At 64.3% G+C, this 21,962-nt stretch carries 22 protein-coding genes; 13 read left to right on the forward strand and 9 right to left on the reverse strand.

The annotated features are described in order from the left end of the window. Positions 1-48: 48 nt before the first annotated feature. Positions 49-525 (reverse strand): MEKHLA domain-containing protein, encoded by a 477-nt coding sequence (locus AADX97_RS13330; protein WP_374233806.1) that lies wholly within the window; start codon positions 523-525, stop codon positions 49-51. A 122-nt stretch (positions 526-647) separates the two neighbouring features. On the opposite strand from AADX97_RS13330, the gene AADX97_RS13335 reads away from it, so the two are divergent. Next, the gene (locus AADX97_RS13335; protein ID WP_374233807.1) at positions 648-1,424 is read left to right on the forward strand and encodes a metal-dependent hydrolase; all 777 of its coding nucleotides are present in this window, start codon (positions 648-650) and stop codon (positions 1,422-1,424) included. Beyond that, positions 1,408-1,599: a hypothetical protein gene (locus tag AADX97_RS13340; protein ID WP_374233808.1), complete on the forward strand. Its 192-nt coding sequence runs from the start codon at positions 1,408-1,410 to the stop codon at positions 1,597-1,599. Before AADX97_RS13335 ends, AADX97_RS13340 begins: the two co-directional genes overlap by 17 nt. 24 nt (positions 1,600-1,623) lie before the next feature. Here the strand turns inward: AADX97_RS13340 and AADX97_RS13345 are convergent, their stop codons facing one another. Continuing rightward, positions 1,624-2,319 carry an energy-coupling factor ABC transporter ATP-binding protein gene (locus AADX97_RS13345; RefSeq protein ID WP_374233809.1) on the reverse strand — a complete coding sequence of 232 codons (696 nt, stop codon included), beginning with the start codon at positions 2,317-2,319 and terminating at the stop codon, positions 1,624-1,626. Next, positions 2,303-3,076 (reverse strand): cobalt ECF transporter T component CbiQ, encoded by a 774-nt coding sequence (gene cbiQ, locus AADX97_RS13350; protein WP_374239300.1) that lies wholly within the window; start codon positions 3,074-3,076, stop codon positions 2,303-2,305. The genes AADX97_RS13345 and cbiQ overlap by 17 nt, the downstream gene beginning before the upstream one ends. A 217-nt stretch (positions 3,077-3,293) precedes the next feature. Here cbiQ and cobD point away from each other — a divergent pair, with 217 nt between their 5' ends. The 3 genes from cobD (at position 3,294) to AADX97_RS13365 (ending at position 5,472) form a co-directional block, all read left to right on the forward strand. After that, a complete protein-coding gene (cobD, locus tag AADX97_RS13355) occupies positions 3,294-4,418 on the forward strand; it encodes a threonine-phosphate decarboxylase CobD (RefSeq protein ID WP_374233811.1) in 1,125 nt (374 codons plus the stop codon). Then, positions 4,409-4,585 carry a hypothetical protein gene (locus tag AADX97_RS13360; RefSeq protein ID WP_374233853.1) on the forward strand — a complete coding sequence of 59 codons (177 nt, stop codon included), beginning with the start codon at positions 4,409-4,411 and terminating at the stop codon, positions 4,583-4,585. Before cobD ends, AADX97_RS13360 begins: the two co-directional genes overlap by 10 nt. Before the next feature lie 149 nt (positions 4,586-4,734). Further along, positions 4,735-5,472: a nicotinate-nucleotide--dimethylbenzimidazole phosphoribosyltransferase gene (locus tag AADX97_RS13365; protein ID WP_374233812.1), complete on the forward strand. Its 738-nt coding sequence runs from the start codon at positions 4,735-4,737 to the stop codon at positions 5,470-5,472. A gap of 29 nt (positions 5,473-5,501) precedes the next feature. Here AADX97_RS13365 and AADX97_RS13370 read toward each other — a convergent pair whose 3' ends face one another. Continuing rightward, positions 5,502-6,242: a TIGR02206 family membrane protein gene (locus tag AADX97_RS13370; protein WP_374233813.1), complete on the reverse strand. Its 741-nt coding sequence runs from the start codon at positions 6,240-6,242 to the stop codon at positions 5,502-5,504. A 606-nt stretch (positions 6,243-6,848) separates the two neighbouring features. On the opposite strand from AADX97_RS13370, the gene AADX97_RS13375 reads away from it, so the two are divergent. From AADX97_RS13375 to pufC, 7 genes are all read left to right on the forward strand, one after another. Next, the gene (locus tag AADX97_RS13375) at positions 6,849-7,868 is read left to right on the forward strand and encodes a metallophosphoesterase (protein ID WP_374233814.1); all 1,020 of its coding nucleotides are present in this window, start codon (positions 6,849-6,851) and stop codon (positions 7,866-7,868) included. A gap of 13 nt (positions 7,869-7,881) precedes the next feature. Further along, positions 7,882-8,394 (forward strand): c-type cytochrome, encoded by a 513-nt coding sequence (locus AADX97_RS13380; RefSeq protein ID WP_374233815.1) that lies wholly within the window; start codon positions 7,882-7,884, stop codon positions 8,392-8,394. Positions 8,395-8,534: 140 nt separating this feature from the next. Then, positions 8,535-9,065 carry a DUF1566 domain-containing protein gene (locus AADX97_RS13385; RefSeq protein ID WP_374233816.1) on the forward strand — a complete coding sequence of 177 codons (531 nt, stop codon included), beginning with the start codon at positions 8,535-8,537 and terminating at the stop codon, positions 9,063-9,065. Beyond that, complete coding sequence (locus AADX97_RS13390) at positions 9,062-9,601, forward strand: thiosulfate oxidation carrier protein SoxY (RefSeq protein WP_374233817.1); 540 nt, start codon at positions 9,062-9,064, stop codon at positions 9,599-9,601. The genes AADX97_RS13385 and AADX97_RS13390 overlap by 4 nt, the downstream gene beginning before the upstream one ends. 60 nt (positions 9,602-9,661) lie before the next feature. Beyond that, positions 9,662-9,973: a thiosulfate oxidation carrier complex protein SoxZ gene (soxZ, locus tag AADX97_RS13395; protein ID WP_374233818.1), complete on the forward strand. Its 312-nt coding sequence runs from the start codon at positions 9,662-9,664 to the stop codon at positions 9,971-9,973. A gap of 159 nt (positions 9,974-10,132) precedes the next feature. Next, positions 10,133-10,462, forward strand: a complete 330-nt coding sequence (locus tag AADX97_RS13400) for a high-potential iron-sulfur protein (protein ID WP_374233819.1) — start codon at positions 10,133-10,135, stop codon at positions 10,460-10,462. A 384-nt stretch (positions 10,463-10,846) separates the two neighbouring features. After that, a complete protein-coding gene (gene pufC / locus AADX97_RS13405) occupies positions 10,847-13,966 on the forward strand; it encodes a photosynthetic reaction center cytochrome PufC (protein WP_374233820.1) in 3,120 nt (1,039 codons plus the stop codon). A gap of 130 nt (positions 13,967-14,096) precedes the next feature. Here the strand turns inward: pufC and rlmKL are convergent, their stop codons facing one another. Both rlmKL and hrpB read right to left on the reverse strand, forming a co-directional pair. Further along, positions 14,097-16,274 (reverse strand): bifunctional 23S rRNA (guanine(2069)-N(7))-methyltransferase RlmK/23S rRNA (guanine(2445)-N(2))-methyltransferase RlmL, encoded by a 2,178-nt coding sequence (gene rlmKL, locus AADX97_RS13410; RefSeq protein WP_374233821.1) that lies wholly within the window; start codon positions 16,272-16,274, stop codon positions 14,097-14,099. A gap of 229 nt (positions 16,275-16,503) precedes the next feature. After that, positions 16,504-19,023 (reverse strand): ATP-dependent helicase HrpB, encoded by a 2,520-nt coding sequence (gene hrpB, locus AADX97_RS13415; RefSeq protein WP_374233822.1) that lies wholly within the window; start codon positions 19,021-19,023, stop codon positions 16,504-16,506. Positions 19,024-19,393: 370 nt separating this feature from the next. On the opposite strand from hrpB, the gene AADX97_RS13420 reads away from it, so the two are divergent. Next, positions 19,394-20,167: a hypothetical protein gene (locus AADX97_RS13420; protein ID WP_374233823.1), complete on the forward strand. Its 774-nt coding sequence runs from the start codon at positions 19,394-19,396 to the stop codon at positions 20,165-20,167. Positions 20,168-20,385: 218 nt separating this feature from the next. Here AADX97_RS13420 and AADX97_RS13425 read toward each other — a convergent pair whose 3' ends face one another. The 3 genes from AADX97_RS13425 to AADX97_RS13435 form a co-directional block, all read right to left on the reverse strand. Next, a complete protein-coding gene (locus tag AADX97_RS13425; RefSeq protein WP_120799259.1) occupies positions 20,386-20,586 on the reverse strand; it encodes a hypothetical protein in 201 nt (66 codons plus the stop codon). Positions 20,587-20,721: 135 nt separating this feature from the next. Further along, positions 20,722-21,048: a DUF4342 domain-containing protein gene (locus AADX97_RS13430; RefSeq protein ID WP_374233824.1), complete on the reverse strand. Its 327-nt coding sequence runs from the start codon at positions 21,046-21,048 to the stop codon at positions 20,722-20,724. 34 nt (positions 21,049-21,082) lie between these two features. Further along, a complete protein-coding gene (locus AADX97_RS13435) occupies positions 21,083-21,949 on the reverse strand; it encodes an alpha/beta hydrolase (protein WP_374233826.1) in 867 nt (288 codons plus the stop codon). Positions 21,950-21,962: the final 13 nt, after the last annotated feature.

Raw genomic sequence — 21,962 nt, forward strand, 5'->3', positions numbered from 1 at the left:
TAACCGCTACCCATCACACAAGGCCGATCGCGCGGCGCGCGGCTTGGATCAAACGAGCGTCTGCACGGATCCAAAAGTCGCCGCCTGCCCGAGAGACATCCCCTCTTCATCGATCAGGTTCCAAACGACCGCACTCTCGATGCGAAACCGCCGACCGCTAGAGGATACCCGCACCCCGCTGTAGTGGTCGATGAAGCCATGCGCCGTCACCTGCGCAAGCAAGCGCGCGCGCTCCTCCCGATCCGGAGCCTCGGCGGTCAAGCGCGAAGGCATCCGTGTCAACTGCTCCCAATTGAGCTCGAACAGACTCAGGACCCTTCGGTTGCCGTAGGTCAGGATTGGATCCGGGTCGGCATTGTGCGACAAGAGCGCAAAGGGCGCCTCGAACAGAAGCCGGGCGGCCTCGCGGTCGTCCAAGTCGGGATCGATCAGATCGCGCCCCGTGAGGCGTCGATAGCTGGTGCAAAGGAGTCGGGCATGCTCGCACAGGAAGTCATTTGACGGGTTGGGATCGGGAAAGGGCATCACCTGATGATCCTGTCGTAAATCGAAGGGGCAGGCTCACCGTTTGAGCCTCCTCCCTGTTAGTCTTTGCGGGATTCGGGGCCGGCAATCGGACCCCTCTGTTCCCGGAACCACGATCGCGCATGGCCAATTTCCAGACTCATCTCAACGGCGGCATCTTCGTGAGTGTGACCGCGGTGCTCGGCTTGCACGGCGCCGGATTGGTCGAGCAGGGCGCGACGCTCGACTATTTTGCACTGGGCGTGGTCGGGAGTCTCCTTCCGGACATTGATGCCGATGCCTCCAAGCCCGTGCGAGCCTTCTTCAATGTGCTCGGGGTTGCGGTCGCCTTCGCCATGACGCTCCCGCTGATCGGCACGTTTCTTCCGCTGGAAGTCGCGCTCATCTGGGTCGGCGTTTTTCTCTGCGTGCGCTATCTGATCATCGAGATCTTTACCCGTGCGACGGTCCATCGCGGCATCTGGCATTCCTGGCTCGGGATCGCCGCGGCGGCGCTGGCGACCGTCAACATCGCCTATTGGACGATGGACCGGTCCGCTGAGTCGGCCTGGATCGCCGGCCTCATGGTCGGGATCGGCTATCTGACGCACCTCGTCCTGGACGAGCTCTACAGCGTCGATCTCCTGAACAGTCGGGTCAAACGGTCGTTCGGGACTGCGCTCAAGCCCTTCAGTCTGGCCGATCCGCGGAGCAGTCTCGCGATGCTGGCCGTCGTCGCCGTGTTGGCATGGTTTGCGCCTGCGCTCGATCGGGGTGTGCTGCCGGCGGAAAACGTGTCGCAGTTTGCCGTCGTTGCTGCCGATCGTTTGGTCGCGACCCTCGGGGACCTGATGGACGGGACCGGTCTGCTATTGCAGGTCCTGATCGACTGGATCCGCACGGGTGCGACCAACCTTTGATCTTTCACCTTTGCCCCCTGACCGCTGGCCGCCGAGCGGGCCATTCGGCGGACCGCGTCGGCTTGTTGGTGTCGATGCGCGCGGGTTCCTGATGGTCCTTGCGGCCGACGCCTTTTGGAAGGCCGTGCGGATCCACTACAGCCCGATCGGGTTGGACGGCGAACAGACCGAGTGAGCGCCTCCTGCGCCGTTCAGCGACTCAGGGCTGGACCGCACCGCCGGCGACGTGGGTGCCGTGCGCCTCCGACGGGCCGATCCGTCCGTCGTGGATCCGGTATTGATGGCTGGTGACGGCGCGTCTGAAACGGGCGTCGTGCGAGATCACCACCAACGCCTGCGGGAGGGCGTTCAGGATGGTCGTCAGGCGCTCCCGCGTCTCCTCGTCGAGCCCGTTCCCGGGCTCGTCGAGCAAGAGGACATCCGGTTCCATCGCCAGAACCGTGGCGAGGCTCACTAGACGTTTCTCGCCGCCGGAGAGCTTGTGCGTCACGCGATCGCGCAGATGAGTCAAGTCCAGGTGCACAAGCGTGCGATCGACGATCTCCAGGACCTCGTCCTTGGATTTGCCGAGATTGAGCGGCCCGAATGCGATGTCCTCCGCCACCGTCGGACAAAAGAGTTGATCGTCCGGATCCTGGAAGACCAGGCCGGCACGCCGTCGAACCTCGTGGAAATCCCGCTCGTGTCTCCGCGGTGCGCCGAATGCGACAAGCGTCCCAGCCTGCGGACGCAACAGTCCGACCATGATGTGCAGGAGCGTGCTCTTCCCGGCCCCGTTGGGCCCAATCAGGGTGATGCGCTCGCCCTCGTCGAGCGTCAGGCTCAGACCGTTCAGCACCGGCGGGCGGCCGGGATAGGCGAAGCGGATCCCGGTCAGCTCAAACAGCCGCGGCATCCGCAATATCCATGATCAGCAATCCGGAACAGGCGAGGGCGGCAAGACCGGCGAAGAAGGCGTCGGCTCGGCCGTAGGCGAAGTCGTCGAGCAGATGAAAGCGACCCTGGAAGCCACGGCAACGCATCGCCGCGAGGATACGCTCCGAACGTTCGAGGCTGCGCACCAAGAGCATCCCGACGAGATATCCGATGCTTCGATAGGTGTGGAGGGTGTTTGCCGGCCGAAAACCGCGCGCGCGCATGGCGATGCGCAGGCGGGCATATTCCTCGCCGATGACGCCGATGTAACGCACTGTAAAGAAGAGCAGCTGGACCAGGTTCGTCGGCACCCGCAGGCGCGCCAAGGCGTGTCCGAGCGTGACCGCATCAAGGCTGCCGACCAAGGCCAAGAGCACGAGGACGACGGCGTTGGCTTTGAGCAGGATCTCGACGGCCTTGATCAATCCCTCGGCGCTTGCGGTGAATCCGCCCCATTCGAAGAGCGGCGCGCCCGGCACGGTGAAGGGCAGCAGCAAGAGGACCAACAGCATAAAGCCGTCCATCGCAGCCATCCGTCGCAGGGTCGGGCCGGCCGGCAGACTCGCCGCGAGCATCACCGAGAGGGCCAAGCCCAACGCCGTCAAGAGTGTCGCGAGACCCGACAGGGAGACCACGACCAAGGCGAACAGGGTCGCGACGATGATGCGCAGACGCGGGTCGAGTGTTCGAAGCGAGCCGCGCTCGGCCCGATCCGATAAGGCGTCGACGATGTGCATCATGACCTCGGCGGGGCCGCCCGTCTCGCTGGTTGTGGTTCGGCCGAACCCGTCGCCGCGACGCTGCGGAGGGCTGAAACCGGATCCAGGTTCGCCGTCGCGTCGAGTGCAGCGTACCCGCAACCTGGCCGATAAGTCTAAATGAAAGGCCCCTGCATCATCAATGTCGGCGGCTTGTGCGCTTGCACAGAACCGACCCCGCTGGCAGATTGACGCGATGATTGCACGTTGCCTGCCTACTGACGGATCGCTCGCTCCGACGTCGCCGCCTCTGCAGCACGGTGGGCGTCTGCGCGAGGCTGCGGCGCGCTACCGCATCCCAGTGCAGGATTGGTTGGATCTCTCGACCGGCATCAATCCCGACGGCTGGCCCGTGCCCGAGGTGCCCGGCACCGCATGGGCACGGCTGCCGGAAGAAGACGATGGCTTGGAGGAAGCGGCTGCGTGGTGTTACGGCGCCCCAGGGCTCCTCCCGGTCGCCGGTTCACAGGCCGCGATCCAAGCCTTGCCCCAACTGCGGTCGCCCGGACGCGTTGGCGTGCCGACGGTGGGCTATCAGGAGCATGCGCAGGCGTGGCAGCGCGCCTGCCACACCCTGGTCCGGCTCGAGGACGGAGACCCCGGTGACGAGCCAGGTACGGGTCCGGACAGCCTCGACGTCCTGCTCGTCATCAACCCGAACAACCCAACGGGTCGACGCTGGTCGGTGAGTCGGTTGCTCGACTGGCATGCGCGGCTCGCCGCACGGGGCGGCTGGCTTCTCGTCGACGAGGCATTCATGGACTCGACCCCGCAGGAGAGCCTCGCCTCCTACACCGCTCGGCCGGGTTTGATCGTGCTGCGTTCGTTGGGCAAGTTCTACGGGCTCGCCGGGGTGCGTGTCGGGTTCGTGCTCGGCACGGCTGATTTGTGCGAGGCGCTGCGTTCGCGGCTAGGACCCTGGACACTGAGTGGCCCGGCCCGCCATGTTGCGCGGCTCGCCTTGACCGATTCGCCCTGGCAGGAGGCGACCCGCGCATCACTGCGCCGGGCCTCCGCCCGGCTCGCGGCGCTCTTGTCCGATTACGGTCTTGCGCCGACGGGCGGAACCGATCTGTTTCAATGGGTCTGCACGGCGGAGGCTCCGGCCATCCAGGATCGACTGGCACGGCAGGGGATCTGGGTGCGGCGATTCGAGGCACCGCCGAGTCTTCGCTTCGGTCTGCCGGGTGCCGAGGCGGGCTGGGCGCGGCTTGAGTCGGGGCTGCGGTGTCTGGCTGCATGCGCGCCCGGGGATGTGTTTCGGCAAGTCGCCGACGCGGTGTCAAGGTCGCACCCTGTAAGCCTCGGAACATGGCCCTGAACAGCGCCGTGACCCCCGACGGCGGCGAGATCGGCCGCACGCTGGCATTGCTCGCGCCGAGCGAGCGGGCGAGGGTGGTCGGATTCGTCATCAATCGCTTCCGAGGCGATCTTGCGCGCCTGCAGCCGGGTCTGGACTGGCTCGAGCGTCCGGACGGTACCGTTTGAGACCGGGCTGGTTGAGCGTCCCGGCGGCGCATCGCGATCGCCCCGGGGGGTCGCACGCATCCGATGGCGGTCTCGGTCATGGCGAGCGGTCAGGCTCGGTCGGCAACAGTGGGCCGAATGATCTCGGCGCAACCCGAGCGGAGGCCCCGGTGCTCATCGATACCGCGCCGTCGTGCGCGAGCGGTACGCGGGTCTTGTTTGTCGAGCTCGATTCCGATGCCGACGCGTTTTCATACTCGGGCGAGGATCAGGTGCGGGTCGCGGTCTGCAATCGGTCCACCGTCGGGCATCACCTGAGGTGTCCCGAAGACGACACGGACCTCGAAATCGAGATCCTTCGGCTGCGGGCCGGCTCCGAGATGTGTTCGAGCGGTCGCGCCACGGTTCATCCATGGATCTGCGGCGAGAATCCGCAGTGTTGGGTGACCTGTCAACTCGACAAACACCGCTTGGACGTTGCCTTGAGCGCCGGCCGCCACGCGGCCGAGCGCGCCAAGCTCGCAGGGGTCACGCGCCTGATCGGCGTGGCCCCGTCGGTGCGCCCTGCGATCGAGTGGTGGCTCCGCACGACCGACGCATCTGCACACTGTGCGACGCATGAGCTGACCTGTCGCGCTCGATGTCTCCCGGAGTGCCCCGTTTGCTTCGACCCCTATGACGCTCTGCGCTGTCGCGGACGTCCCGAGATCGCCGCCTTGGTCGGTGTTGCGATTGCGGCGGCGCAGATGGGAATCCCGTTTTGCCTACCGGATCCTGCGGGCGGTGTCGCGGCGGAGGCGGCGTTTGGATTGAACCCCGGCGTGCGTGCCTGGCTCGACCCGCTACCCGCGGACAGTCCCGGTTCTGTCCATTCCCCGGCGTCTGCGCGCAGCCTGTGCGCCGTTTGAGACCGGTCACCCGCGAGATGTCACCCGCGTCAGAGTATCGATGAAGGCGGCGACAGCCGTTTCGCACGCGACTTCGCCGCGACGATATCTCCGATCAGGAACGGCAGGTAATAGACGAAGCTCGAGACCACTGCCAGTCCGGCTAGGCTCAGGATGTACCAAGGCCAAGGGCCGAGATAATCCATCAGGGATGCCTGCTCGGGTTTGCTGCACAGGAAGAGATAGTTGGTACCCAACAAGAGGTTGATCGGGGCCACAACGGCAACCACGAGCAGCAAGACCCCGATGGATTTGAAGATGGACGCGAGTCTCGGCCTGAAACGATAGACGAAGGTTGCGTAAAGGACGCCGACAATGACGAGCCCATGCCCGAGAAAAAAGGCAATGAAGGCCGGGTCCGGAAATCCCCTGTCCAGATCCGGTGTGAAGAGCGCCTGAAGGGTCCCGCCCCACGCCCAGAAATAGACGATCTCGTAGGCCGAATACGACCGCGCCGCGAGGGTCCACGCCGTAAGCAGGACCGAAAGTCCGCAAAGATGCAGTGGCAGCAGGCTGCTCAAGTGCCGATCATAGTGGTTTGTCAACAGCCAGATATGAAAGCCTTCCTGAGCGATCAAAAGGGCTGCGATGAAGAGCCCAACTCGGTATTGGGCCGCGAGGCTCGATGTTCGGCGCGCCAGCAGGGGTAGCCCGATCCCGACCGCGGCGATGACGAGTACGCTGCTCATGTGTGCCAAACCAAAAAGGATGAGTGGGTCCGCCGTGCTCATCGCCCTTCTCCTGGTGCGTGGTTGTGGGGCGTTTGCGCCCTGGTCGATGCTTTGATCGAGATGCCTCGGTCTTTGTTCATCATGCCAATCGCTCTACATGATAACGCAGTCATCGAGTCTGTCTGACGCTTTTGATCGCCCGAGGCTTCAGGCGAATGTCTTGGGTGATTAAACCCACTGACGATTCGTTTCCATCATTCGGGCGACTCTCCGAGCGCGTGCTACTCCAATAACCACATTTCAATCAATGAAATCGCGTTGTTTGGATTGAATGTGATTTGAAGCTAAATAGATCCACGGTATTCGATTTTACTAATATGATGGAATAAGCGAAAGGCAGGATAACGATAGAAATCTTTTGGTCGGACTCTTGACAGCATTCCTGTCGACACTACATCCTAGTTACGTCAATAATGACGATAGGTGATAACGGCTAAAACGATAGACATTGCCGCTCGGATGATCGCGGGCCGGATTCCCGCGAAATCGCTTCGCTAGGTCAGAAGCCGTTCATTGCCCTGACGACGCGTTCAATCGATCATGGAAACGTTACACAATTACTATCGGCGCTGTTCAGAAGACGCCAACAACGAGGTGGAGACAACAATGTCTGACATTGTAGATCACAGCAGAAGGCAGTTTTTATCGTTCGCGGGCAAGGCCGGTTTGACCACCTTGGTCGCCCAGGCGGTCGGGATCAATCTCGGCGTTGTCGATATCGTTCGTGCGCAGACAGGTCAGCGGGGTGTGGATCCGTTCCGATTTGCGATCATCAGCGACTCACATCTATACAGTATGCCCGACCATAAGTTCGACCAACAGCTCGCGGATGCGGTTGCACAGGTCAATGCGATGACGCCGCTTCCGGACTTCGTTCTGTACGGCGGCGACGTAGCGCAAAACGGAACGGAAGATCAGCTGGTGAAAGGAAGCAAGATCCTAGCGGATCTGAAGATGCCGTTGAAGATCATACCCGGCGAGCACGACTGGTATCTCGACATGGGCGACGCTTGGCGGGGTCTTTTCGGTGACGAGACCTGGTCGTTCAACCACAAGGGCGTGCACTTCATCGGTCTCAATTCCATCTTGGTCCGTGATTTCTGGACCGAGGCGGGAATGACCCCGCTGCAGCGCATGACCGTCATGGAAATGCTCGAAAGCCCGATCCCCGGTCCATGGGGCGTGCACGAGAAGCAGCTCGAATGGCTCGCCAACGATGTCAAGGATTTGGCGCCCGATATGCCGATCGTCGTCTTCACCCACTCGCCGCTTTGGGACTATTACCCGCGGTGGAACTTCCAGACCTCGGATGCTCCGGAGATCCGGGAAATTCTGTCGAAATTCGACAACGTCATGTCCTACCACGGCCATGTCCATCAGACCCTGTTCAATCGGATCGGCAACATGAGCTCGGTTGCTGCATTGAGCACCTCTTGGCCGTGGCCCTACCCGCCGGTCGAGCTCGCCTTCCCCGAGTCTCAGATGAACCGGGCCGATCCATCGATCGCGACCGACGGTATGGGGACACAAGTCATCGATCTCAGCGGATCTTTTGAAGCCCTGGTTCAATACAAGCCGTTTGAGGACTCGCTGACACCATTCATGAGAGATGGGTTCAAGGTCTAAGGGGGGAGTGACGATGACGAATCAGATGTTGAAGATCGAACGGGTCTTGGTCGTGTCGGCAGTTGCCGCGGTTCTTGCGGCTGGAAGCAGCTGGGCGCGTGCGCCATTCACCGAGGAAGAGCTCGCGGAGCAGAAGGCCGCTTTGGTCGAGTCGGTCGCGCTCGGGTATGACCTGTGGCACGGGAGCCGTGCGGATATGACAACGAACGGTCTGGCGTGCGGCAATTGTCACCCCGATACGGCTGCGGCCAATCCTCAGACCTTTCCGAAATACATGACGATGTACGGTAAGGTCATTCCTTTTCGCGAGATGGTGAATTGGTGTATCGAGAACCCGCAGGCGGGTACTCGTCTCGATGTCGACGGTGACGATATGACTGCGATGGAGGCCTACGCCTTCTATCTGCATCGCGGGAAGGAGATTACCCCGGGACTGGCCAGCGAGCAGACGACACCGATTGTCGTTGAGTACGGCACCGGTTTCGCACGAACACCGACCGGCTTCGGCGTCGATACCAAGCCCTGAGGTCATTTAGAAGTGTCGCTCCTCTGCGGCCCCCGACGAGGGGTGACCGCAGATGGATTTCGGTTGGTGTCGACACTCTCGCTTCGAGCGCCGGCACAGCGTCGGCGTCTCGCTTCCGCTTGAGTTTTTTGGTCGTGCTTATGAGAGCGACATTCCTTTTAATCATGCTGCAAGGCGGGCTTCTCGCCCCGTCCTTCGCTGAACAAACCTGCGATACCAGCCAGTACCCGCTGTCGTCGCCGACGGAGCGATTCAGCGACACCGGTGACGGGACCGTCACGGATGACTTGGCCCAGCTGATGTGGATGCGGTGTTCCGCAGGGCAAACCTGGTCTGACGGGACCTGTATCGGAGAAGCGGTCGCCTACGACTGGCAGGGTGCACAGGAGCTGGCAGCCGCGACGAACGTGAGTGGAGCACAGTTCTTCAACGACTGGCGCGTCCCGAGCCTGCGCGACCTGGCGATGATTGCAGAAAGGCAATGCGAGAACCCTCGGATCAACTTAGCGGTTTTTCCGAATACCCCGCCGCGCGTCTTCTGGACCGATTCGTTGCGACCCGGGGAAGGCTTCGAGGATCACGCCTACGCCCTAAGCTTTGGACCGGGGGGCGTGCAGCACGAGGCGAAAACCGCGCGGCATGCGGTACGCCTCGTTCGCACCGCGCCATGAGCTGCGAGCGTGGGATCAAGCACCCGGCCGGCGAGGGTGAATCGCGTGCGATCGCTGTCGCGGTCGCCTATGCCGAGGCCGAAGTCGATCGGCGTCGTCGGGGGTTGGTCGTTGCTGGCGGGGTTTTTTGGGCGTTGTCGCAGGTCGGTCTGCTCGGCTCCGCACATGCGCAGACCCGGCAACTCGCCGCCCTGTTCTCCGCGACCACGATCGACGACGCGCTCGCCATTCTGGGGAGCACCTCGGCAAAGGACGCTGCGGTCGATCTGGCCCTCCCCGGTGTCGTCGAGGATGGTGCGGTGGTTCCCGTGAAGGTGTCGAGTACGCTCGAAGGAGTCGAGGAAATCTATGTCCTGGTCGCGAGCAACCCCTATCCGGTCGCGGTTCACTTCGAGATTCCGGATGGGACTGAGCCATTCGTGTCGATACGTCTGAAGTTGGCGCAAACCGGTGCGGTATACGCCGTGGTGAAAGCCAACGGGCGTCTCTATTCCCGGGTCGCAGAGACTCGGGTAACGGTCGGCGGATGTGTTTGAGCATCGGAGGTCCTGTGAACGCGCAGTTCTTCGGGATGTGGATCGAGAGCGAAACCGAGAATGGCTGATCCGATGCGAATCCGTGCGCGAAGCAACGACGGCATGACCGATGTCATGGTCTTGATGCCGCATCCGATGGAGACGGGGCTGGGGCTGGACGCAACGGGGCGGGGGCGTCGCGCCCATTACATCAGCGACGTCGAGGTCAGGCTCGGCGAGCGGTCGGTGCTACGGGCGCATTTGAGCATTGCTGTCTCGAAGGATCCCTTGATTTCGTTTCGATTCAAGGGCGGCGCACCGGGCGATCGTATCGACGTCACCTGGAAGGACAACTTCGGAGACCAAGGAGCCGGGTCTGCCTCGATCGTTTGAGGGTTCGAGACCGAAGGGTGGCGGCGGACGAGCATCCGATCGTCCCTCGGCCGTGTCCGTAATCGGGCAAAGCCCGGGGAAAACCGGGCGAATCGGGTTCACCGCCGGTAAAGTGAATCCGTCGCAAACTTACACACCACCATAAAGAGGCTACACACGATGAGCGAATGCAATCGCCGGGCGTTCATGCTTCAACTTGTTGCGGGGTGCTCGGCACTCGCCCTGAGTCGCTTGAGCTTTGCCGAGGAAGCGAAGAAGGCTGCCTTGACCGAAGACGACGCCTACGCCAAGTCGATGGGCTTCCGTTTGGATACCACGCAGGTCGATAAGGCGAAGTACCCCAAGCACACGGTCGAGCAGAAATGCAGCGGGTGTCAGTTGTATTCCGGAGCGCCGGGAGAGCCGCTCGGACCCTGCTCCTTCTTCGGTAAGCGCTTGGTTCCGGTCGATGGCTGGTGCCGAAACTACAAACCCAAAGGCGCAGCCTAGCCCGACGCGCCCGCCGATATGAACAACGGCGGATCGGCGCAATCACACCGATTCCGCCGCTGCGGACTCAAGCGGCGCGACAGGGCTGCACACTGGACTCGGACGACAGGATCGATTGGCTCGGATGCAGGAGTCGGAGGACGGGGCATTGACCTCGCAAACACGCCACTAAAACAAAGCCGGTCGTCCGGTGCGCCGGACGCAGGGCATCGAGCATTGGAGGTCACAGCCATGAGGTGTCCCGAAGGCACTTCGGAGCAAGCGCGTGCGCAATTCCTGCACCGTCGCATGCAGCGAATCGACCGGCAAACGACGATCTGCGCTTTGCCGTCGTCAACCCCGGATAGTCATCTTTGGTCACATCGAGAATCGAGCCGGAAAGGCATGACATGGGCGGTGACGGGTCTGATGCTGTTCAGTTTTCTCAGCCTCGTCGGTTGCGACCGCACCGAGAGCGTGCAGTGGGGCGAGCGCGGCACTTCGATGATTCATATCGATAAGCCCGGACGATTGAACGCAGCGGCCGACATCCACGGCATCCCCGAACCCGAGCCGCGCGATCCGCCGGATCCTGAGATACCCCTCGCGACGGAGGTCAATGAGAATGTCCAGGTGCTCACCGACCTGGACGCCCTCGAGCTCGCACGTCTGATGCAGGCCATCTCGACTTGGGTGGCTCCGGACGAGGGCTGCGAATACTGCCACAATACCGAGAACCTGGCCTCGGACGAGAAATACACCAAGATCGTCTCGCGGCAGATGCTGCAGATGACCCGGGACATCAATACCAACTGGAAGTCTCATGTCGCGGGGACCGGGGTCACCTGTTGGACTTGCCATCGCGGCCAGGCCGTCCCGTCCGGGACCTGGTTTACCGAGCTCGGGCCGGAAACCCCTTCGGCCGGTATCACCGGCAACAAGGCGGGTCAGAATACGGCGGGCATGCGGAATGTCGGCAACGCGTCGCTCCCGTTTGATCCCTTGACGCCGTTATTGGACGGTGACGCACAGGTCTCGGTGCAGGGAACGACGGCACTGCCCTCGGATAACCGAAATTCGATCAAGAAGGCGGAATGGACCTACGCCTTGATGATGTACATGTCCAATTCCTTGGGCGTGAACTGTACCTATTGTCACCAAACCCGAGCGATGGGCGTTTGGGAGCAGAGCACGCCCCAGCGGGTCACTGCATGGCACGGCATTCGGATGGTGCGCGATCTCAATGGAGACTACCTCAATCCACTGAAGACATTGTATCCCCCCGAGCGACTGGGTGCGACCGGCGATGCTCCCAAGGTGGCTTGCGACACCTGCCATAAGGGAGCGTTCAAACCGCTTCTCGGCGTCAGCATGCTCGGAGACTACCCCGAGTTGGCCGGATATCGGACGCAACGACCGGGAGTCGTGCCGGAGGACGATTTAGCGCCGGCGTTTGCGGAACAGGGTGTGGAAAGCTCGCTGGTTGCGGCACTGGAGGACACGCAGCCGGAGGCGCAGGAGGGTGTGGCGGAGGTTGCGACGGAATCCGTCTCCGCAGCGGTATCACCGATTGCCGATGTCGAAATCTTTTTGCGGCGGCGAGCACCTCGAAGTCTTGGCTCCGAGGCGGTATCACCGATTGCCGATGTCGAAACGGTCGCGGACGCGGAATCGGGTCACGAGGTTGACACCCTATCAGCGCCGATACCGGAAGTCGCGGCCCTACAGGCCGACGAGCCGGAGGTGATCGATACGCCAACGTCCGCAGGGGTCGCCGGACTTGCCGAAGCGGAACGCTCCGCGTTGCTCCAAGAACTGGAGACCGTTCGCTCGCAGCGCGACGCCGCTACGACCGATGCCGAGGCGCGGATTGCCGCGTTGCAGCAACAGCTCGCGGTGGTGCGCGCCCAGCGTGATGCCGTTGCAGCCGAGGCCGAGGGGCAGATCGCCAAGCTGTCCGATGAACGTGCCGCGGCTCTGCGGGCCGCCGGGGCGAGGCTCGATCAGGAGCGCACCGCCTTGCAACAACAGCTCGCGGTGGTGCGCGCCCAGCGTGATGCCGTTGCAGCCGAGGCCGAGGGGCAGATCGCCGAGCTGTCCGATGAACGTGCCGCGGCTCTGCGGGCCGCCGGGGCGAGGCTCGACCAAGAGCGCACCGCGTTGCAGCAACAGCTCGCGGTGGTGCGCGCCCAGCGCGATGCCGTTGCAGCCGAGGCCGAGGGACAGATCGCCGAGCTGTCCGATGAAGGGGCCGCGGCTCTGCGGGCCGCCGGGGCGAGGCTCGACCAAGAGCGGACCGCGTTGCAGCAACAGCTCGCGGTGGTGCGCGCCCAGCGCGATGCCGTTGCAGCCGAGGCCGAGGGGCAGATCGCCGAGCTGTCCGATGAAGGGGCCGCGGCTCTGCGGGCCGCCGGGGCGAGGCTCGACCAAGAGCGGACCGCGTTGCAGCAACAGCTCGCGGTGGTGCGCGCCCAGCGTGATGCCGTTGCAGCCGAGGCCGAGGAACAGATCGCCGAGCTGTCCGATGAAGGGGCCGCGGCTCTGCGGGCCGCCGGGGCGAGGCTCGACCAAGAGCGCACCGCGTTGCAGCAACAGCTCGCGGTGGTGCGCGCCCAGCGTGATGCCGTTGCAGCCGAGGCCGAGGGGCAGATCGCCAAGCTGTCCGATGAAGGGGCCGCGGCTCTGCGGGCCGCCGGGGCGAGGCTCGATCAGGAGCGCACCGCCTTGCAACAACAGCTCGCGGTGGTGCGCGCCCAGCGTGATGCCGTTGCAGCCGAGGCCGAGGCGCAGATCGCCGATCTGGCCGAAGATCACGCGAGGATGCTGCGGGCGGCCGGTGCGAGACTCGATCAGGAGCGCATTGCCCTGCGGCAGCAGCTCGGCGTGGTCCGCGGGCAGCGCGACGCCGCCTTGGCGGACACCGAATCCGAGTCGCAGATCGCTGCGTTGACGCAGGAATTGGATGCCTTGCGGGCGACGCTGACCGAGGCGGATGCCGCCGCCGCGGATCTGCGTGCACAGATGCAGGCTGCAGTGGCCGCGCATGTGCGAGAGCTGGCTGAAGCCGAGGGGTCGATCGCGCGGATACGGACGCTGTACGAGGGTGCGGCCGAGGTCGGCGGACGAATCACCCCGGAGGGCATTCTAGTCAATCTCGGTGGGGAGGAGCTTCGGTTCCCGAGCGGCAGCGCCATCCTGCCGGCCGGCGCTCTGCCGATGCTCGACCGAATCGCCGAGATGCTTGCGGCGAGATCCGACCTGAAGGCAAAGATCGCCGGGCACACCGACAGCCAGGGCAATCCCGAGATCAATCAGACCTTGTCTCGGCAGCGTGCGGAATCGGTCATGCAGGCCCTGATCGATCGCGGGGTCGACCCGGGCCGACTCAGTACCGAGGGCTATGGTGCCGAGCGACCGATCGCCGACAACGCGACCGATCGGGGGCGTCGCGAGAATCGTCGCGTCGAGATCGTGATGATCGAGCAGACCGAAGGTGGATCGGTCAGCAACCCCACCGAAAGCTGAGCGGATCTGTCGGCGGGCGCGGACGTTATACCGAGCACCGCCGCGGTGAAACCGCGCCCAGCGCGGTATGCGATGTTTTTGGATGGGATCGGCCCCGGCAGACGTGACGGCCGTTGGAGCCGGCTCGGTTTTAAGCAGGCTTGGTGATCCGCCAACATTGGTGGATCCGTGGGTTGCGGGCAAAGTCGCGAGGGATGGTCTCGCGGCTGATGTCCTGGATCTCGAGATCCGCCAGATCGTCGGCGTACAACCGAAACCGGCGCAGATTGTTAGAGAACACCAGCAGACCACCTGGCTCAAGCAGCCGGGTGGTCGCTCGAATCAGGCCGACATGGTCGCGCTGAATGTCGAGTGTGTCCGTCATCCGCTTGGAGGTCGAGAAGCTGGGCGGATCCAAAAAGACGAGATCGAATCGGCGCTTGCCGGCGGCCTCTTCCAACCATTGTAGACAGTCCGCCTGAACCAGCTCCTGGCGCTGCATCGGGATCGTGTTCAGTGCGAGGTTATCGCGAGCCCAGTCCAGATAGGTGCGGGACATGTCTACCGTCGTGGTGCGGGTCGCGCCGCCTTTGGCGGCATAGACCGTCGCCGTCCCCGTGTAGGCGAAGAGATTCAGGAAGCTCCGGCCCGCGGCCAGCTCGCCGATCATGCGGCGAATGTCGCGATGATCCAGAAAGAGCCCGGTGTCCAGATAGTCCTCGAAATTGACCAAGAACTTGAGTCCACCCTCCTTGACGGCGTGAAAGCGGCGTGTCTCGGCGAGCCGCTCATACTGGGCATTGCCCTTCTGCGGCCGTCGCACCTTGAAGAACATCCTTGATTCCGGGATCTCGAGCACCTCCGGGATCACGCTCAATGCCTCGCGCAGCCGATGCCGAGCGCGTTTCGGATCGACGCTCGTCGGCGCGGCATACTCCTGCACATGCACCCAGCGTTGCGGCGCGTCGCCTTCGGGCTCGCCTTCGTAGACATCGACGGCGACCGCGTACTCGGGTAGATCCGCGTCGTAGGCCCGAAAACAGTCGATCTGTTCTTTGCGGCGCCATTTCCCGAGCGCCTTGAGATTCTTCGCGAGCCGGTTGGCGAGCATGGTTGCGCCGTCGCTGCGCTCGGTCGGCTCGAGTGTACGCGGCCGATTGGCCACGAAGTCCCGCGACTCGATCCGAAAATGCAGGAGCTGGCATTCGATGGGGCCGTTGTAAAGATGGTGGATCCGGTGTGCTCGCAGGCCCATGTGCTTGCCGAGGTCCGGGCTGCCGGTGAACAGCGCGGCGCGCCAACCTTCAAAGCGTTCCTTGAGCACCGAGCCCAGACGCGCGTGCAGTGCCGGCAGCTCGGCATCGGAGCCGAGCCGCTCGCCGTAGGGTGGGTTGACGACGACGAGACCGCGGTCGTCGTCTCGGCCCGGCCGGCAGTCGGCCAGCTCGCGGCGCTCGAAGTGCGCCAGACCGGCCAGTCCGGCCCGTGCCAGGTCTTCGATCGCGATGCGGATGGCGCGCGGGTCCTGATCGTAGCCGCGCAGCGAGCCGAGACGTTGCAGACCGGCGCTGCGCCGGATCTCGGCCTCGTCGAGCAGCCGCTGCCAGGCCGGCGCATCGTGCTGCAGCCAGCCCATAAAGCCGAAACGCTTGCGCAACAGACCCGGTGCGATATCCGCCGCGATCAAGGCTCCTTCGATCACGAGCGTGCCGGACCCGCACATGGGATCGAGCAAGGCGCCGCCCTCGGCCGCGATGTCCGGCCAACCGGCGCGCAGCAGGATGGCGGCGGCTAGATTCTCCTTGAGCGGCGCCGAGGTACCCTCGCTGCGGTAACCGCGTCGATGCAGCGAGGTGCCGGACAGGTCGATGCTGACCGATGCCTGATCCTGATGGACATAGACATGAATCTGAAGGTCCGGGGATTGGGCATCGACGCTTGGCCGATAGCCTAGAAGCCGGGTGAATCGATCGGCGATCGCGTCCTTGACCCGCAGCGCGGCGAACTGCCCGTGGGTGACGCCGGTCACGACCCCGTCGAGCTGGATGGCGAAGGTGCTCTCCGGCGAGAGATGCTCCTCCCAGTGGATTCTTTCTGCCCCCGCGTAGAGCTCGTCCGGTCCGCCCGCCGGAAACTGTGCGAGCGGCAGCAGGATGCGGTTGGCGACCCGCGACCAGAGGCAAGCCCGATAGGCGTCTTGAATCTCACCGACGAAGCGCGCCCCGCCACGCGCCTCGGCCGCCCCATGCAGACCGAGTCGAGCCAACTCCTCCGCGACTAGACTCCCCATGTGCTTGGGTGCGGAGGCGAAGTAGGTGTGCTGGGGCATTTTGGGCGGCGGGTCGTCGGGGGATCGGGTCACGCAGTATATACCGCCCGTCCGGCAGTCCCGCGGCGGTTCTCCCGAGCATCGAGGAGCACAACAGGCCGCCGGAGGGAGCTCCGCGTCCTATCGTCGGTTTCCGAAATCTCCCACGGAGACACGGAGACACGGAGAAGCAGAGGTATTCTCTTATGGGCTCCGTGTCTCCGTGTCTCCGTGTCTCCGTGAGAGGTCTTCAGTCCCCGGCTCGGCGGGGACGCCGGACGCCGGCGACGGGTGTCGCCCGGGTCGGATCCTCCGGCCAGGCGTGTTTGGGGTAGCGTCCACGCAGCTCCTTGCGGACCTCCGCGTAACCTCGCGCCCAGAAGCCAGCGAGGTCCCGGGTGACCTGGATCGGGCGACGCGCGGGCGAGAGTAGGTGCAGAAGGAGGGGGACGCGCCCGCGAGCGATGCGCGGGGTCTCGGCAAGACCGAAGAGCTCCTGCAGTTGTACGGCGAGGATCGGGGTCTCCCCGGCACAATAGTCGATCGATCGCTCGCGGCCCGCCGGGGTCTCGATCCGGGTCGGTGCCTCGCTGTCGAGGCGTTGTCGCTGACCCCAGTCGAGTCGCGAGGCTAGGATCGGCATGAGGTCGAGCTTTTGGGTTTGTGCGAGCCGCGACATCCCGCTCAGATAGGGCGCCAACCAGGCGTGGAGATCCGCGCGCAGCGCCTCGGGCGAGAGATCCGGCCAGTCGCCGTCGGGCTCGAGTCGATGCATCAGGGCGACCCGAGCGCTGAACTGGAGCGCGGCATCGCTCCAGGCGAGCGCCTGGTCAAATCGAGCGGCGATCTGCTCGAGCAGGATGCCGGCGACATCGTCCGTGGCCTCCATGGGCACAGGTTGCGCCCTTAGGGTGATCGCCTCCATGCGCTCGACGGCGCGGGCAGCCACCGCCTCACGCTGGCTGTCCCAGAAAAGGCGGCGGCTCACCTCGATCCGCTCGGCGAAGCAGGTGCGGATCTCGGACTCGGCGATGGGGAGTGCGGACTGGATCCGCCCGTCCGCGCCCGCCGCGTCGAGGCTGGCGATGACCAGATAGGGGTGGATTGCCAGGGCGTCGTCCTGCGGCAAGAGCGCACCGGTGCCGCCGGCCAGACGATAGCGCCCGTCGGTGCCCTCGCGCCGCTGTGCGATGCGCTCCGGGTAGGCGAGCGCAAGCAGCTCGGCAGCAGAGCGGGCCGATCCGGGCCGAGCGGATCCGGTTTGGGCATTGCGCGTTAGCCGCTGCAACTGTTGCGAGACCCGATCGGCCGCGGCGAGCCGACGCACATCCGCGTCAGGCACGGAGCGTCGCTCGCGCCAGGCATGCAGGGCTTGCAGACGCAGACCCAGATCGGCGGGCCGGCGTTGTCCGGGCGTGTCGAGCAGCGGGTCGCGCTCGGTGATCAGTGCGCACAGGTCCGCGGCATCGCCGCGGGCCGATTCGGCGGCGCCCAGCAGCATCGCGGCTAGTCGCGGATGGACCGGCAGCTCCGCCATCCGCCGGCCGAGCGGAGTCATGGCGCCGCGCGCATCCAAGGCGTCGAGGCGCGTCAGGAGTGCGACGGCGGACTCCCACGCCGGGCGGGGCGGCGGATCGACCCAGCGCAGAGCGTTCGGATCCGCCACGCCCCAGAGGCGCAGCTCCAAGGCGAGCGAGGCCAGATCCGCCTGGAGAATCTCGGGCGTTCGGCGCTCGGGCCGGCCTTGCTCCTGCGTGCGGGTCCAGAGCCGATAGCAGACGCCGGGACCCAGGCGCCCGGCGCGCCCGGCGCGCTGCTCGGCGGAGGCCCGTGCGATGGGCTCGGTCACCAGATGCGTGAGCCCGGAGCCCGGATCGAAGCGCGGTTTGCGGGTCAGACCGCTGTCGATCACCACTTGGATGCCCGGGATCGTCAGACTGGTCTCGGCGATATCGGTGGAGACCAGCACGCGGCGGTCGGATCCCGCATTCGGAACCAGCGCCTTCTCCTGCTCCTCGGTCGAGAGACTGCCGTGCAGCGGCAGGATCCGGGTCCGCGCGTCCACCAGCTCGCGCAGCCGTGCGACGCAGCGGTTGATCTCGCCCGTGCCGGGGAGGAATGCCAGAATGTCGCCCGAATGGCCGGCGAGCGCAGAGCGTACGGCGGAAATCACCGCCGCGACGGCATCTGGACCGGGAGCGCGCTCGGCATAATGGACCTCGACGGGGAAGCTCCGTCCCTCGCCGCGGATGACGGCCGCATCGCCCAGAAGCCCGGCCAGCGGCTCGGCGTCGAGGGTCGCGGACATCAACAGCAGCCGTAGATCCGGGCGCAGACCGGCGACCAGGTCCAGCGCAAGGGCCAGCCCCAGGTCCGATTGCAGGCTGCGTTCGTGAAACTCGTCGAACACAAGGAGTCCGACCCCTTCGAGCGTGGGGTCGGACTGGATGCGTCGGGTTAGGATGCCCTCGGTGATGACCTCGATGCGGCTGCGTGGGCCGATCCGGCGCTCGAAGCGGATCTGGTAGCCGACGCGCTCGCCGAGCGGCTCGCCCAGAAGCGCAGCCATACGCGTGGCAATCATGCGTGCCGCCGGGCGCCGAGGTTGAAGCATGAGGATGCGGCCGGCGCCGAGCCATGCCTCGTCCAGTAAGGCAAGCGGGACCCGCGTGGATTTTCCCGAGCCGGTCAGCGCTTGAAGCACGGCATGTCCGCGACGCAGCGCTGAGCGCAGATCCTCCAGAACAGGCTCGATCGGCAGTGGGTCCATCGGCGGCTCGGGTGCTGGGTCGTTTTCGGAAGTATCGGCCGAGTTGAGGTGATTTCCAGACAAGAAACGACCTGCGCGTAGGTGAGAATTCATTCGCACGTCCAGCACTCCAGGTCTTCCGGGCGTGCGCAGTCGGGATGTTTATGCTCGGAAATCACCTGAGTGGATTCATCAGAATCGAGCAGGCACGTCCGTTGCATATATCCTGTTCAAGCTGAGACCGATCATGCGATCAACACGCGCCCATGTCGCTGTAGGTCGGTTGTGCGCGACCCGGAGCGGGCGCCCACGTCACTGCGCTGCGTGTGCAGCCGAGTGACATTTTCGACCTTATCGGACCTTGCCCGACACGATACCGGAGTCGACCGACGTGCCGATCACATGCCTGCTTGAATCGGCCTTCAAATGGCTCTTCCTCGCCAGTCTCGTGCTGCTCGCCGTGACCTATTGGCAGAAGGATGATCTCCCGGCGCCCGAGACCTTCGATCGCGGCAGGCTCGAGGCCCCGATTCAGACGCCGACGGATCGCGAGCCCTTCAGTGTGCGGGTTCGCGATCAGGAGTATCGGATCGAGCCGAAGGCGGAGTACGCGCTCGACGGGGTCGTGGTCAGCTACAGCAACGCCGATGCGATGAAGAACATCTGGCATCACAAGAGCTGGAAGGATTTTCTCAACCTGCGGGATCTCTGCGTGGTTTGGGGCGAAAACGTGGCGTCGGGAGTCTATCGCGACATGCGGTTCCGCAACGATAGTTGGACCTGCTGGGCATCCTGGTCGGATCCGGCGGTTACCGCCCGATTCAAGATGGACGCATTGTCCAATAACCATCTCCTGACCGACGATCGGGCCATCAAGGAGGCCCTGATGTCCGCCGAGCCGGGGGATCAGATCCGATTCAAGGGTGTCCTCGCAGAGTATGTCAATGCCGGAAACGGCTATGCGCGCGGGACCAGCCTGACGCGCGACGATACAGGCAACGGTGCCTGCGAGACCGTCTATCTCGACGAGTTCGAGATCCTCCACAAGGCCAACCTGAGTGTCCGTCGGCTCTTCGGCTTTGCGACCTGGATGGCCGTGGTCACGGGCATCGGCTTCTTGATCATGTTGCCGATCGCACCCGTGCGGGCGCGGCGACGCATCTAATATACCAAGGGCGTAGGTTGTGCCGAGCCGTGCGAGGCACAACGAAGCGTCGGCGTAAGTTGTGCCTCCTATCGTCGGCACAACCTACGGGTATGGAATATTGCGGATATCACAAAAGCCGACCCCCTGTCTTGCGGCGGCGGGCGTTGCCGATCGGTGTCGGTGGACAAGCGATGCGCAGTCCACGAGCGCAGGCGCAGGTTGCGATGTCGTTCGGGTTACTCGGCGGCTGCGGTCTCTTCGGCCGCTTCGGGTGCCGGCGGCGCCTTGGGTCGAAGGCGGGTGATGAGTTGCTCGTCGAGCAGGACCTTCTCCTTCTCCTCGCCGTGGAGCCATTGCTTGCCCTTGGCCTGCACGGCATAGCGACCGGATTTCTTCTGATAGATTCGGTACTCGGCGGTCTTCTTGACTTCGTTCATCGTGGTTCTCTTCTGTTGTCTGGCGGGTGTTTTCGAATCATTTTTAACATTTTAAACCGCGCCAGCTCCGACAGTCGTCGGAGCTGGCGCGGCCAAGCCACTCCCACAAATGACGCATATCGCACCGGGCGCGGCTTAATCGTCCTGATCGATGTCGCGAGGGTTGCGGAATCGCTCCGGGGGGTCGCGCTGGATCTCGACGCGGAACTGAGCGATCAACGCGGCCATGGCGGCAAGGGCAGCGAGCACGGGCGCGAGGAAGGTTAAAAGCGCGGCGACGCCCACGCCCGCCGTCAACGGGATCTCCACCAGCGCCTCCCCGCTCGGGCGGCGGATGATCAGCCGGCGAACGTTGCCCTCCTGGATCAGCTCTTTCACCTTCTCGACCAGCGCGCTGCCCATCACGGTCATCTCCTCGGTCGTGCCGCGTCCGCTTCGGTTGCCGGTCTTGTCGTTTCGCATGGTCGGGTTCCGCGGTCCTGTGTGGCCGGGCATCCTAGCGGGTTCGGACCGATTCGTCACTCGTTTCGGGCGGTTGGGACGTCCCGAGCGAGCCGATGAAGGCCGCAAGGCTGCCTTCATAGTCGGGTTGGCTGGTCAGAAAGCCGCTGTTGTGGTCGCCTTGCAGGTCGATGAATCGCTTTGGCTCGTGCGCGGCCTCGAACAGCTTCCGGCCCAGGGTGTAGGGCACGATCTCGTCGTCCGGGCTGTGCAGGACCAAGAACGGACTGCGCACGCGCGACAGCCGCTCGGCGGCATCGAAGTCGAATCGCAGGTAGAGAACGCGGTGGAGTCCGGGATAGAGATGGCGCGCCATGTCGCGTGCCGAGCTGAAGCCGGACTCCAGGATGACCCCGCCCGAGGGGACGCGCGCGGCCAGATCGGCGGCCACGCTGGCACCGAGCGAGCGCCCGAAGATGAGGATTCGCGTCGGGTCGACCCCGCGCGCCTCGACCAGATGATCCCAGGCGGCAAGTGCGTCGAGATAGAGCCCACTCTCGTTCGGGTGTCCGGCGCTGCGGCCGTAACCGCGGTAGTCGATGATCAGAACCGATAGCCCCAGCCGATTGAAGATGGCGATCGAGTCGCCTCGATGGCTGATATTGCCGGCGTTGCCGTGGAAGAAGAGCAGGGTATGGGTCGCGTGCGGGTGCGGGATGTACCAGCCGTGAAGCCGAACGCCGTCGTCGGTGGTTAGCTCGACGTCCTCGAACGCGAGGCCCCAATCGGCCGGCGTCGCCGCGATTGCACGGGTCGGGTAGAAGACCATGCCGGGTTGGAGCATCCACAGCAAGGCGTTGAGCAAGATGACCCCGGTCATCGCTACGCCTGTGACGGCGAGAAGGGTCGGAAACCCGGACATTGATCTCCCTGCG

It is taken from the genome of Thiocapsa sp. C2-2m (assembly GCF_041903745.1).
Taxonomy (GTDB): Bacteria; Pseudomonadota; Gammaproteobacteria; order Chromatiales; family Chromatiaceae; genus Thiocapsa; species Thiocapsa roseilacustris.

What these genes read in the sequence shown, in the direction of transcription:
- AADX97_RS13330 (WP_374233806.1), bottom strand. Translation starts at nt 525, where the DNA reads ATGCCCTTTCCCGATCCCAACCCGTCAAATGACTTCCTGTGCGAGCAT.
- AADX97_RS13335 (WP_374233807.1), top strand. Translation starts at nt 648, where the DNA reads ATGGCCAATTTCCAGACTCATCTCAACGGCGGCATCTTCGTGAGTGTG.
- AADX97_RS13345 (WP_374233809.1), bottom strand. Translation starts at nt 2,319, where the DNA reads ATGCCGCGGCTGTTTGAGCTGACCGGGATCCGCTTCGCCTATCCCGGC.
- cbiQ (WP_374239300.1), bottom strand. Translation starts at nt 3,076, where the DNA reads ATGCACATCGTCGACGCCTTATCGGATCGGGCCGAGCGCGGCTCGCTT.
- cobD (WP_374233811.1), top strand. Translation starts at nt 3,294, where the DNA reads ATGATTGCACGTTGCCTGCCTACTGACGGATCGCTCGCTCCGACGTCG.
- AADX97_RS13360 (WP_374233853.1), top strand. Translation starts at nt 4,409, where the DNA reads ATGGCCCTGAACAGCGCCGTGACCCCCGACGGCGGCGAGATCGGCCGC.
- AADX97_RS13370 (WP_374233813.1), bottom strand. Translation starts at nt 6,242, where the DNA reads ATGAGCACGGCGGACCCACTCATCCTTTTTGGTTTGGCACACATGAGC.
- AADX97_RS13375 (WP_374233814.1), top strand. Translation starts at nt 6,849, where the DNA reads ATGTCTGACATTGTAGATCACAGCAGAAGGCAGTTTTTATCGTTCGCG.
- AADX97_RS13380 (WP_374233815.1), top strand. Translation starts at nt 7,882, where the DNA reads ATGACGAATCAGATGTTGAAGATCGAACGGGTCTTGGTCGTGTCGGCA.
- AADX97_RS13385 (WP_374233816.1), top strand. Translation starts at nt 8,535, where the DNA reads ATGAGAGCGACATTCCTTTTAATCATGCTGCAAGGCGGGCTTCTCGCC.
- AADX97_RS13390 (WP_374233817.1), top strand. Translation starts at nt 9,062, where the DNA reads ATGAGCTGCGAGCGTGGGATCAAGCACCCGGCCGGCGAGGGTGAATCG.
- soxZ (WP_374233818.1), top strand. Translation starts at nt 9,662, where the DNA reads ATGGCTGATCCGATGCGAATCCGTGCGCGAAGCAACGACGGCATGACC.
- AADX97_RS13400 (WP_374233819.1), top strand. Translation starts at nt 10,133, where the DNA reads ATGAGCGAATGCAATCGCCGGGCGTTCATGCTTCAACTTGTTGCGGGG.
- pufC (WP_374233820.1), top strand. Translation starts at nt 10,847, where the DNA reads ATGACATGGGCGGTGACGGGTCTGATGCTGTTCAGTTTTCTCAGCCTC.
- rlmKL (WP_374233821.1), bottom strand. Translation starts at nt 16,274, where the DNA reads ATGCCCCAGCACACCTACTTCGCCTCCGCACCCAAGCACATGGGGAGT.
- hrpB (WP_374233822.1), bottom strand. Translation starts at nt 19,023, where the DNA reads ATGGACCCACTGCCGATCGAGCCTGTTCTGGAGGATCTGCGCTCAGCG.
- AADX97_RS13425 (WP_120799259.1), bottom strand. Translation starts at nt 20,586, where the DNA reads ATGAACGAAGTCAAGAAGACCGCCGAGTACCGAATCTATCAGAAGAAA.
- AADX97_RS13430 (WP_374233824.1), bottom strand. Translation starts at nt 21,048, where the DNA reads ATGCGAAACGACAAGACCGGCAACCGAAGCGGACGCGGCACGACCGAG.
- AADX97_RS13435 (WP_374233826.1), bottom strand. Translation starts at nt 21,949, where the DNA reads ATGTCCGGGTTTCCGACCCTTCTCGCCGTCACAGGCGTAGCGATGACC.